This window comes from Rhodopirellula halodulae, from assembly GCF_020966775.1.
GTDB classification, from domain to species: domain Bacteria; phylum Planctomycetota; class Planctomycetia; order Pirellulales; family Pirellulaceae; genus Rhodopirellula; species Rhodopirellula halodulae.
The window spans coordinates 134,612-147,455 of the sequence record NZ_JAJKFV010000030.1; the positions used below are offsets into that span (position 1 = coordinate 134,612).

Consider the following 12,844-nt stretch of genomic DNA (forward strand, 5'->3'; position numbering starts at 1 on the left):
GTCCTCGGGTTGAACTCACCCAGATGTTGTTTGGGATTCGCCCGTGCGTGCTGGTGTAGGCGACCCAGGTCATTCTTTCGCACTCTTCCTGATCTTCGTCTGCTGAATACAACATACCAATGAAGTAGGAATCATTGCTCACATCACGCATGAAAAAACGCAAACACGCAGTGACTGCGCGTTTGCGAAGTGCTTGAGTCGATCTTGTCTGCCTGCGATTGCGTGTCGACCTGCAAGTTGCTCAGTGTCGCATGACGATGCCAAAGCTTAGGAAGTCAGCCGAGAGTCGGTTGGTCACCGATGAACCAGGCACTGCACCGGCGGGCAAGATCACGGCTCCGGTTCGGCTGTTCTCAAAGTAGTGTGAGTAGCCAACGTTGACCGCCACGCAATCATTCAGCTTGTAGGATCCGCCCACGCTCAACATGTGCTCGTAGAGCAAAGGCGAAGCAAGGTTGAAGAACGCTTCGCTATTGCGAATCGGATTTTGGTTGTAGGTGTAACCGCCCCGCAGGTAGATCCGCTCGCCAATGGCTCGTTGAGCTCCAAAAGCCATCGCGAAAACGCTGCTCCAATCCAATCCGTTCAGTTTGCCCGTGCCGTCGTAAGTCGCCGAGTCACCAAAGCCATCGGCGTTGGCGTAGTCGATGAAACGGAAGTCGGCTGCGAACAACCACTGATCAATTCCCGTGTAGCCCGTCCCAACAGACAGAATGCTGGGAAGATCCAGTTCGCACGTCAGTGTACGAGGCAATCCGTTTTCATCCTCGCCCATGAACTCGAACGTTTCCATCCAAGCCTTGCTTTTGTAGGACGCTCCCAACTGCCAATCGTTGTTCAGCAGGTAATACGTTCCCAATTGAAAGCCACCGCCCCAGTGATATCGCGTGGCACGTCCACCCGAGTACGTGTTGTCTCCGTTGGCGGAATCAAAAACAAAAGGCTCGATTCCAACCTGGCCGGTGGTCAAAATGGGGCCCGCAGCGACCGACAGACGTTCGGTCATCGCCATGGAAAGCACGGGAGCAATCTGCAGAAACGCAGCTTCGGAACTGATTTGCCCCAGTCCAGTTGGTTGAGGTGCCAATACGGGATTCGTTGTCCCGGATGACAAGTTGGTTTTGAATCCCGCGACTGAGTTCACACTCAATCCGAACGTGAATCGAGGATCCGCCAGTCGGTGAGTCCAAGCAAAGTTGGGAACGGGAAAGGTCCCCGGATCCGCGTCGGTCGAACCTGAGGTGCCGCCAACAGAGGAACTCACGTTGTGATCCGTGAACAACAGGTCCACGCCAACCTCCAATTCACTGCGTTCCATCCCACTGATGGATGCCGGGTTCCAGTACATTGCACTGAGCGCGCTGATGGGAGCGGCTGTTGACGCTCCTCCCATACTGCGGTTGACCGGCCCCGCGGCCGAAATGATCGTTCCTTGAGCGAATGCTGAACCAGCACTCAAGCACGCACCCATCAGAAGTGCGACGCGGACAATACGATTGAACATCCAAATGCCCCAAACATGGATCCATACAAGCGGGCCGTTTCAACTAGCCAGCAACATCGATCCAATCGGCGCAGGCCGTCCAATGAGTCCTTCAAATGACTCTCGGTCCCTACAGTTTCACATGCTGCTCAATCAACGCACCTCGGATGGGGTTGGCGAATTACCTGCAGTGAGTTTCACAGGCTTCTAAAATGTTTTGCCTGGATAGGAAACGGCTGCAATCGTTGAGTGAAAGACGGCACTGAAAGGCAGGATGGAGTTAAACCTTCGATCCGACAACGAACTGATAGGTCTCGAGGACCGGGTCGTGCAGACCAAGGAACTCGCCCACGGTTGTGGAACGCGTCTTGGGAAGATCGCACGAGTCGAAGTAGTCGACCGGCGAATTGCAGCCGAAGATGAAACGCTCGCCCAGCTCTTCCATTCCATCGGTGAACTTTTTGATCTCAGGCGACGGCGTCGTGCCTTCCACAACGCTCTCGCGAACCAAGTCGCACCACACCAGGCTGTCAGCGTTCTGAAGCAGCGAAGCGATGTCTTTCAGGATTCCACGATTCTCTTCTTCTGTGAAATACATCGAACATCCTTCGTAAACCACGGCGGTGGTTAGTGTCGGATCGAATTCAGGATGTCGCGTCAGAAGATCCGAGATGCGATCGACTTTGAAGTCCGCAGCCATCACATGACGCGTCACACCGTCTTCCGATGGCATCTCCGAGATGACTCGCTCACGTTCTTCCAGCATCTCCGGGAGATCCAATTCAAAGAACGTCGGTTGGCCGAGTTCTTTGTTCATGCGGAACGGACGCATGTCCAAGCCGACACCCAAAATCACGACCTGCTTCAAATCGGGAACCGCGCGGAGCGTTTCATCAATGTGCCGTGTTCTGGCGATCACCATGTCCTTGAGTTGAGGCAAGACTCCATTCAACCGATTGGCGAGCAACTCGCCGTGTGGGCCTGCAGCCTGTCGTTCATGACCGCGATCAACGCGAATGTTTTTGGTTTCGGAACTTGCGCGTAGTCCCGCAATCATTCGGGCCGACGCCTTCAGCTTTTGTTTGAAGATCGGTGAGATCCTCGGGTTCGCTTTGGTTGGCTTCAACTGAATGGATGGTTGCGCGAAGTAACGCATTTCCGCTTCCGCAACCAATTCGCCATTGGACGTGAAGGTAACCGGAAGCGTCACGAGCACGCGTTTCCCCGCGAAGTACCGTTGTTGAACCGTTTTCGCGACGCTTGGTGCGATGTTGCAGGTGCCAATCAAATGACCGGTGCTTGGGTTGCGATACTTCACGTCCATTGCTGCCAGCCAGAGCGAGGCAGACTCTTCGTCGGTGCAACGCGGATGAATCCCAGCGAGCGGTACGCCACGCAGCAGAGTGGTAAGCGCAAGACCACCCGTGTAGTCCGCAGAGAGAGAGATCAGTGCGGCTTGATGCGTTCCGTGTTGATTGGTGGACGCTTTGGTCAACGGAAGAATCGATTCACATCCTCCTTCCGTTACAGAGGTCACTTTCCACTGCACGGCTTCTAAGACTGGAATGGCTTGGTGCAGAAGCTTGGTCATCAGTTCCGGGTTGACTCGTTGTTCGTAATCAACCTGCCAGCTCACGGCTGGCTTCCCGCCCACTGATGTAAGCATCTTCACTCCAGATAAGTCGCAATGATTCTTAGAACGCGTGTCCACCTAAGGCCACTGGACTCCGGCAAAGGAATCGGGAACTACACCAAACGTTCTAGACATCGAATTGATTGCGAAGTCAACTCGACGCGATGGTTATACCAATGCTACGGACAGTAAAACGTGTTTTTCAGATGTCAACAAAAATTATTCCGGACATTTCGTGAATCATGTACGGCTGACGCGAAACTGCGCGGTACTGTTGCTCGGGTAAAGTCTGCACATTAAGTGCCTTGCTATGACTGTTGCCCAACGCGCGACAGTGACCGATGCCCCGATGTCATGATCGCTTGAACGCAATTTCGCATTCATGTATCAGATCGAGGCGAACGTGAGTTCCCAAACAAACACCGCACACTTGAACACCGATGAACGTTACAGCGTTCAAAAGAAGCTTTCGAATGCTTCGGTGGTTGCGTGTTTTCTCGCAGTCGATTCAACGACAGGGGGGAAAGTCGTCCTCCGTGAAGTCCCGAAGATTTATTTTCAGGAACGCGGCTTTCATCGATTCAAAACCGAATCGCGACTGACATCGGCGATCCATTGCGAAACCTATTCGCGACCAATCGATTTCATGGTCGGCGAAACACATCTGCGAGTTGTGTATCCGTATGTCGAAGGCACCAGTCTTGCGCGTAAATTTCGTGCTCGACCGCTCACGGCATTGGAGACGATGTTGGTGGCCAGGGACCTGCTCGAAGCACTCGAGCAGATCCATCAGATTGGTTGCATCCACCGAGATATACGTCCGTCCAACATTATCATCCGCGAGGACGGCCGTTCGGTTCTATGCGGTTATGTTCCTCTTTGGTGCCCGGAACTTTTTGGCAAAGACGACCTGCTCGCTCGTGAGTGTGCAACGTATACGTCGCCTGAACTCTCCGGCATCATCGATCACGACATTAGCGAAACGTCGGATCTGTATTCGGTCGGGCACATTCTCTATGCGGCGCTCACGGGAGCCGCTGCGTTCTCGGGTGACGTGAGTGAGATTCTTTACCGTCACATGACGGCGGATCCCGACACCGGCAATTACCCGAACGAAACACCCAAACCAGTCATCGCCCTGGTTGAACGGTTGATTCGAAAGGAGCCGCGAGATCGCTATCAAACTGCGGCGGCCGTCCTGCATGACGTCAATCAAATCATCGCTCACTTACAAAACGGAGCCGGGTTTGATGACTTCGTCCTTGGAGCTGCGGATCACCGAACGGTATTGATCGATCCGGCGTTTGTCGGTCGTGAAGAGCATGTGCGAGCGCTCGAGGCTTCTTTGGACAAAGTTGCCGAGGGCGATTCCGAGCGTGTGTTGCTTCGTAGCGAATCCGGGATGGGAAAGACTCGGCTGCTGAACGAGGTCTCTCGGCTCGCATCGCGAAAACGATTCTTGGTGTTGCGCGGTCGAGCTCTTCCTGATGCGAATCAACAACCCTCGGCCATTTGGATGCAAGCGGTTGACCAACTGGTCAAACACCTTTGCAACGTTCCGGACGTGCTCCGTGAGACCAAGGATCGGATGGAGCCCTATCGCCAGGAAGTCACCACGGCGATGCCGACTCTCGCCAAGGCGTTCGGTTGGAGCAGCACACGACTCTCCGGTCCAGACGAATTTGGTCAGGGACGGGTGGTGTCGGCCTTCCGCACGCTGTTCACCGGGTTGGGGTCCGAAGAGAACCCCGTGATGATCACGTTGGATGATTGCCAATGGATGGATGATCAGTCATTCCGCATTCTGCAATCTATTTGTGACCATCACGCGCGATCGTTGTTCTTATTTGCGGTGACGCGGCCCGACGAAGGTCTCGCGAATCGCCTTTCGAACGAACTGAGCTTTCCGGTCCAGTTGCAGATTGGACCTCTGAGCGATCTGGCGGTGAGGCAATTGGCGGAATCCATGGCGGGTCACTTGCCGGAAGCTGCCAGCGACGTCGTGCAGCGGTTTGCCGGTGGCAGTCCGTTCATGGCTTCAGCAATCGTTCGCGGCTTGGTGGAGTCTCAGGCACTTCGATCAGTGGACAAGAATTGGGTGGTCGACGAGCGTAAGATCAAACACTTTCGCGCGGCAGATGACGCCAGTGAAATCTTGTTGGATCGCCTTTCGCGACTACCCAAGAACACGCGTGAACTGCTGACCGCGGCGGCGGTGATCGGCCGCGAATTCAACTTGGAAGTCGCCGCGGAACTGGTCGGAATTCGGATCGCGGAAGCACATCAAGCGATTCACCCGGCTCGTGTGCAACGTCTGGTTTGGAGTCGTCCGGATCGCGTTCTCGCGTTCGTCCACGACAAAATTCGTGAGTCGATCCTGGAGGATTTGACTCCCGAGACCATTCGTGAAATGCATGGTCAGATCGGTCAATTCTACGTGGACCATGAGCCGCTGGAGTACTTCCGGTTGGCTTATCATTTCGATGCTGCGGAAATGCACCAGCGTGCTTTGCCGTTTGCGATGAAGGCTGCTGAAACGGCTCGAAACAGTTTCTCGCTGGCAAGTGCGGAAGAACAACTGCGGATCGCCGCGCGCGCGATGGCACACGCAGATCGCGAAACCCAACATCGCATCGAAATGATGATGGGGGACGTGTTGATGCTTCAAGGCGAATACGACCAATCCACGACCTGGTTTGAAAACGCTCGGAACAGTGCAGAAAGCGATAGCGAACAAGCTCGCGTTTTATTGAAACAAGGTGAATTGCATTTCAAACGCGGCAGCAAAGAACTTGCCGTCGAATGCTTTGAATCGTCGTTGCGTTTGCTGAAGCAACCTGTTTGCCGCAACCGTGTCGAATTGTCAGCCCGCATCATGCAAGAAGGCCTGCGTCAAGTTCGCAACACGATGGTTCCGTTTTTCTTAGGAAGACGAGGCGGACAACCCAGCGACGACGTGCAGATGTCGCTGTCGCTTTACAGTCAAATCGCACATGCCTATTGGTACACCCGCGACAAGTATTACACGCTGTGGGCTCATCTGCGTTCCATGAACGCGGCCGAAAGCTATCAGCCCACGCGGTACTTGGCGCAGTCCTATTCCGAACACGCACCGGTGATGACGCTGTTGCGGTGGGAAAAGCGTGGCGTGGAATACGCCCGTCGTTCGCTCAATATTCGACAGGCTTTCAACGACGTTTGGGGGCAAGGCCAAACACGCAACTTCCTTAGCATTCTGCTCTACGCCTTTTCGCGTTTCGAACAGTGCGTGGGACAAGCACGTCAGTCGATCGAAATGCTGGAACGCACCGGCGACTTTTGGGAAGTGCACATTGCTCGTTATCAGTTGGCCGCCTCGCTGTACCGTTTGGGCGACTACACGCAAGCAGTCGAGCAGTCCAAAATCAACTTTGAATCGGCGTTGAAACGTGGTGACTATCAAGCCACCGGAAACATCATCGATGTCTGGGCACGAGCTTCCAACGGAGACATTCCGCAGGAGGTGATTGATAACGAACTTGCTCGCGATTTGGCTGATTCGCAACGCATGAGCGAAGTGTTGCTGGCCAAAGGCGTTCGCGAATACTATCAAGACCAATTCGACGAAGCAGCGGAATCGTTTCAACAGGCGGTCGAGGTGGCGCGTTCGTCTCGCGTGAGCAACACCTACGTCAGTCCCGCCTATCCATGGTACTGCACGGCGCTTCGCAGCAAGATGGAACACTGCGTCGCACGCAGCGTCAAGCGTCGACGTTCGATGGTTCGCCAATTGGACAAATCGACTCGGAAGGCATTGCGAGTCGCGAAAGAGTTCAGCAATGAACAGCCTCACGCATTCCGCGAGAGAGCGGCGTATCTTGCGCTTCAAGGCCAAAGCAAGGCAGCCATCAAAGCGTTTCAACGCAGTAAGGACATCGCCCTGCAACAAGGTGCCAAGATCGAACATGCACAAACCGTGCTGCTGCAAGCCGCCTACGCTGCGGAATATGGCTGGCCGATCGATAACGAAGAACTCGACTTGGCTCGCGAAGCCATTGCCGGGACGCAACAACAGACATACGACGTCAACGAAGGCGGATCGCTTTCGCTGGTCAATCGTTTTGATTCCCTGTTAGCGTCTGGACGTCGGATTGCCACCAGCGTCGTTCCGGAGCAGATCTATCAAGAAGTCCGTCGCGCGGCGGAGAAAATTCTGCGTGGTGAGCACGTCTTTGTAATTCTGCAAGACCGCCCCGGGGAATACACGACGTTGCCTGCTGGGATGAGTTTTGATCCGTCCATTGTGGCCGAGGTCAATCGCTCGAATCAAACCATCGTCGCCGACGAAGAACACTCCTTGAACGGCGGAGTTGCGACAACGAACTTGGGTACGTTTTTATGTAGCCCGATCGATGTCAATGACGAAACCATCGCCTATTTGTACGTCAGCAACGAGCGTTTCAAAGATCTTTATGACGAAGACGAGATCCGCATTGCGGACTACCTCACGTCCGCCGCGGGAGCGGCATTGGAAAAGGCTTGCAGCTTCCAACAACTCCAAGACCTCAACCTGAACCTCGAGAAGAAGGTCATGGAGAGAACGGAGTCCGTGGTTCGTCACTCGAAGGAGTTGGAATTAACGGCGCAGCAACTCACGGCAACCAAAGAGAAGCTGCAAATCGCGAAAACGGCAGCGGAAGAAGCCAACCAAGCCAAGAGCGAGTTCCTCGCGCGGATGAGCCACGAAATTCGAACTCCAATTACGGGCATCTTGGGCTTCACCGAATTGCTCCTTCGCGGCGTGGTGACCAACGACGACGAACGGCAATCACACCTACAAACGATCCACTCCAACGGATGTCACTTGCTGAGCCTGCTCAATGACATTCTGGATATCTCGAAAATTGAAGCTGACCGAATCGAAACGGAACGCGTGCTTTGCAATCCAAGTTGGATGGTTCGCGATGTCATTGCGTCGCTTCGATCCAAAGCGATTGAAAAGAATATCGATTTGGACATGCGGGTCGAGAGCAGCGTGCCGGAAGAGATCTTCAGTGATCCGACTCGTCTGCGTCAAATCCTAACGAACCTGGTCAGCAACGCTATCAAGTTCACGGGCGAAGGCGGAGTCACCATGGTAATCAGCTCCACCATGCAAGAGCACATTCCGACCGGCCTGCGTATCGTGGTGGAAGACACCGGCATCGGGATGACCGAAGACCAAACCGCTGTCATTTTTGAACCGTTTAAACAGGCCGACGTTTCAACGACCCGCGAATATGGCGGAACCGGATTGGGATTGTCGATCAGCAAACGTTTGACGGAAGCACTCAACGGGACATTGGAAGTTGCCAGCGCCGTCAACGTTGGAACTCAGATGATTCTTGATTTCGATATTGAGTGTCCGTCGAATGTTCGGATTTTGGATATCGACGAGGTGATGGCACCTGCCAACGGCGTGAAGGACAACCAGTTTGAAGAAAGCAATTTGGACGGCGCTCGTGTCCTGGTGGTGGACGATTGCGAAACCAACCGCCGCCTCTTGAAGTTGTTCTTGCAAGATTCCGGTGCGACGGTGGAAACGTTCTGCAACGGCCAAGAAGCTGTCGACGGATTGATGACTGATCCGGAGGCGTTTGACATTGTCCTGATGGACATGCAAATGCCAGTCATGGATGGGTACACCGCCGTCCAAACCTTGCGAGGAAAGGGCTTCCAAAAACCCATCGTTGCATTGACGGCGAACGCAATGACGGGGGATGAAATTCGTTGTCGCGAAGCCGGGTGCACGGACTATCTGACCAAGCCGTTGGACCTTAACGCGTTGCTTCGAACCGTGGCAAGCAACACCGCCGACCGTCCAGTCATCGCAAAACCCACCGCCATCGAAACGAGCCACCACACCGAACTTGAGATGATGAACGAAGGAGTGACGTCGGAAACGACAGACACGATGAACGAAATTAGTGAGGAAAGCGTTGTGAATTCGGACGACTCCGCCAGCAAAATTTTCAACTACGACTGGTTGCACGAATTCGCATGTGACTTGATCGACCAGCTTGACGAGAACCTGCCCAATCTCATCGCGGCCTACGACCGAGGTGACTTGGAACAAGTGGGGCAAAAGCTGCATCAAATTCGAGGATCCGGCGGCACCGTCGGTCTGACCGAATTGTCACAAATCGCTGACCGAGGAGAGATCGCGATCAAAGACTCGCAGTGGACCGAATTGCAAACGTCGCTCGAGGAGCTTCAGCAATACGTCCAAGCCGCCATGGAAGAAAAAGCAGAAGCCAGCGAAGTAGAGACCCCAGCCCCCGGCGAGCCTGTCTGACCAGCAATCGTCACGAGGCGGTTGCCACGGGACTCCGGGATCGATTGTTCCGCTGGAATGCCGCGGGTGCTAATCGCACCTGTCACGTCGTGAGCTGTTTGGCTTACCATGAGGAATGCCACGCGAATGACGACCGCAATGAACTTTGACTTTTGCAATCCTGGTTTTTTTGACGCCAATGGTGAACGCGTTTTGTTGATTGCGACTGTCTTGCGAAACGGACAGCGTGTGGATTTTCGTTTTCTTTGAGAGCAATCTGCTCTTCCGCTTTCGAACAAATCCTCAACGACCGCTTATGACAGGTTGTTCTCCGAAGCTCCGACTCGGATCTCTTCTAACGTTTGCGATCGTCCCCGTCTTGGTTGGGTGTCCGAAACCGGAACCCGTTCCACAGTCGAAGGCGCCGAAGCAATTATCGGATAATATTCCGAAAGCTCCTGTCGACGTGCCACTTCAATTCGATCGTTTGCTGCGAGCGGGTGATCTCGAAGCAGCAGAGAATGTATTGCGGAATGCACTACGTGAAAATGCGAGCGACGTTGTCTCACGACGCCTTCTTTCGCAGTTGTTGAGCGCTCAGGGGCGTCGTATGGAAGCATGTCACCACGTGCGCCAGCTCATCCGGTACACAACGCTGCAACCACACGAATTGCTCAGTCTGGTCGACACCTGCGGTCCGTTCATGCTGGTGAACTACGGCGATCTGCCGAGCATTCAACCGGAAACGCTGTTCGGTTTGGGCGATGCCAGGTTGGAGTATTTTTCTTCACGAGCCAATGTGGACCAAGTCCTCGAGCTGCTGACTCAAGTTCGACGTAAGCATCCCAGCCATCCTGCGGTCATCGCATTTTCAGGGCGAGTATTGGCTGAACACGCGCGCTGGGATGAGTTGGAGGATTGGATTGGCGAAGTGGCCAGTGCTTTTGAAAGCACACCGGAATTCGCTTTGAGCAATCGTCGTGCGACCGAGCGCACCTTTGGCTTGCGTGAACAACCCGAAGCCTGGTTGGCCGTGGCGATTTGGTTATCAAAGAACCACTCCGTTGACGATGCGGTTCGCTGCTTGGTCGAATGCCTGCGGCTGGATCCAAGTAATCGCGCTGCTTTGAGATCGCTGGTGTCGATTGTCGAACGTGAATTTACAGAGGAATCTGATTGGCATCGCCGGCTACCGAAGCTACGAGATTGGCTCGAAGGACTGGATCGAGTTTTCCGGATTGCGAGGGATGCCAGCGCGGAAGAAGCAAGTTGGATTGCGTCTCGAATGAGTGATTGGTTTCGGCCTTGGGAATCGGAAGCTTGGTCGTACCGAGCGGCAGAGCTAGCCGGGCAAAGCAATCGAGCACTGCGGTTGCTGGAGGAACGACGAAAGGCATTGATGAATTGGGAAGCAAATGCCAAGGCCGAGCTGGCCAGCAACACTCGGATGAGCCGAACTCTTGGATTTGTCCCCGAGCCTTTGACTTCCATCAGACTGCCTCGGCGGCTTCTCAAATCTGACATGCGTGAAAGCGAGACGAAACAGCGAATCGCATTTGAGAATGTTGCGGAGCAATGGGGGATTCGGTCCAGCGAGGCGACGAAGTTTCCAGCTAGCGGTCAGAATTTCTATCTGCACCAAACCAATGGTGTCGGATTAGGAGCATTTGATTTTGATTTAGATGGGCTATGTGACGTCTATTGTTGTCGCGCTGATGGAACGCCGAACTCGATGGACTCTCAGCCAAATCAGCTGTTCCGACAAGTCGCCACCGGCAAGTTCCAAGAAATTACGAAGCTCAGCCGAGCGATCGACACTGGATTCTCACAGGGAGTCTGTGTCAGTGACGCGAATCAAGACGGTTTTCCAGACGTGTTTGTCGCAAACATTGGTGTGAACAATTGGTTCATCAACCAAGGCGACGGAACTTTCGAACTTGCATCCAACAGGATCGCCGAAAACGACGAACAATGGACGTCCAGTCTTGCGATGGCAGATCTGAATGGCGACTCACTGCCTGACCTAGTCGAGATCAATTACATCCAAGAGAGGCGAGCCTTTGATGTGCTTTGCGAGCCGCCGTTTGTCGGCTGCCAGCCGCAAGACTTTCGTGCGGCAGCGGACCGCGTTCTCTTGATGAGCCCTGACGGGAAGTTGGCTCCGTGGAAAGACGTTTGCGAAGCAATGAAGGAGTCTCCCAAGCACGGATTTGGGATCGTCATCGGCAACTTCGACGGGGAAAATGGAAATGACTTTTTCGTTTCAAACGACGGTGATCTCAATCACTACTGGGTATCCAAGGAAGCTAATTCAGAAGTGGGAAACACGTTTGATTTGCCAGAGTCAATGGGAGTTTTCAAGCTGATCGAAAATGCGGGATTGGCCGGTCTCGCCGTGGGCCGTAGCGGGCACGGAGAGGCCTGCATGGGAATTGCCGCGAGCGACTTCAACCGTGATGGAAAACTAGATTTTCACGTCACGAACTTTTTTGAAGAGTCCGTCAATTTGTTTCTACAAACTACAAGCGGCTATTTCTCCGATGAAGCCATTGCTTTCCGATTGAATGATCCTTCTCGAAACGTGACAGGCTTTGGAACGCAAGCCGCTGACTTCGATAACGACGGTTGGCAGGACATCGTCGTGCTGAACGGTCATCTGTACAATCATCTACAGAACGGAATCCCGTTCAAAATGTTACCGCAGCTTTTTCGTGGCAGCGTAAACGGATTTCAGACGGAACCGTCATCCAATCGGTCGGTCTATTTCAACGAACCGCAACTGGGGCGAACGTTGGCAAGTGCCGACTTGGATCGTGACGGCAGAATGGACCTGCTCGCCAATCATCTCGATCAGCCGGTGGCAGTGCTTCAAAACGTCAGCGATGCTGCGGCTGCCGTGCAGTTCGAGTTGTTGGGAACATCTTCCGAACGAAACGCCGCCGGTGCCACGTTGCAGTGCCGAATCGAAACAGAGGAATCGGCGACGCTTCAGACAGCGTTCCAAGTTGCAGGAGGCGGCTACATGTGTAGCAACGAGTCCATTATCCACTTCGGCATCGCCGATCCAAACTCGAAAGTCGGCGTGCGTGTTCAGTGGCCAAGCGGTAGGGAGGAAGAGTTCGAAGGTCTCTCGGCCTCCGCTCGTCATGCAATTGTCGAGGGCATCGGCGTCGTACGTTCCACGCCGCTCCGCTAAAACCAAATACGAGCACATTTCAGTAACTGAAGGCGAGAATCGCTTGCGAAAGAAAAGACTTTAAGACACGCCGAAACCACTGGTCTTTCTTTGCTCTGAATTGGATCCTTCTGATCCACTCCGCGTTTCGGCTTAGCGGCGGAAGTAACGCGAAGCGTCATAGCAACATTTCTTCCCGAGTAGACCGGTCAAAGGTTTGAGGGACAGTGCTTTTGCGGTCGCGTTCGTAGGATTCGCGTC

Annotated in this window: 4 protein-coding genes; 2 read left to right on the forward strand and 2 right to left on the reverse strand. The window is 54.0% G+C overall.

The window, feature by feature from the left end:
- Window positions 1-241 precede the first annotated feature (241 nt).
- A complete protein-coding gene (locus LOC70_RS22660) occupies window positions 242-1,459 on the reverse strand; it encodes an OmpP1/FadL family transporter (RefSeq protein ID WP_230256337.1) in 1,218 nt (405 codons plus the stop codon).
- 304 nt (window positions 1,460-1,763) lie between these two features.
- The gene (locus LOC70_RS22665; protein ID WP_315857333.1) at window positions 1,764-3,137 is read right to left on the reverse strand and encodes a class I SAM-dependent methyltransferase; all 1,374 of its coding nucleotides are present in this window, start codon (window positions 3,135-3,137) and stop codon (window positions 1,764-1,766) included.
- A 409-nt stretch (window positions 3,138-3,546) separates the two neighbouring features.
- On the opposite strand from LOC70_RS22665, the gene LOC70_RS22670 reads away from it, so the two are divergent.
- Together LOC70_RS22670 and LOC70_RS24555 are read left to right on the forward strand one after the other, a co-directional pair.
- A complete protein-coding gene (locus LOC70_RS22670; protein WP_255716563.1) occupies window positions 3,547-9,429 on the forward strand; it encodes a hybrid sensor histidine kinase/response regulator in 5,883 nt (1,960 codons plus the stop codon).
- A 445-nt stretch (window positions 9,430-9,874) separates the two neighbouring features.
- On the forward strand, window positions 9,875-12,604 hold the full coding sequence (locus LOC70_RS24555) for a CRTAC1 family protein (protein WP_230256340.1): 2,730 nt from the start codon (window positions 9,875-9,877) through the stop codon (window positions 12,602-12,604).
- Window positions 12,605-12,844: the final 240 nt, after the last annotated feature.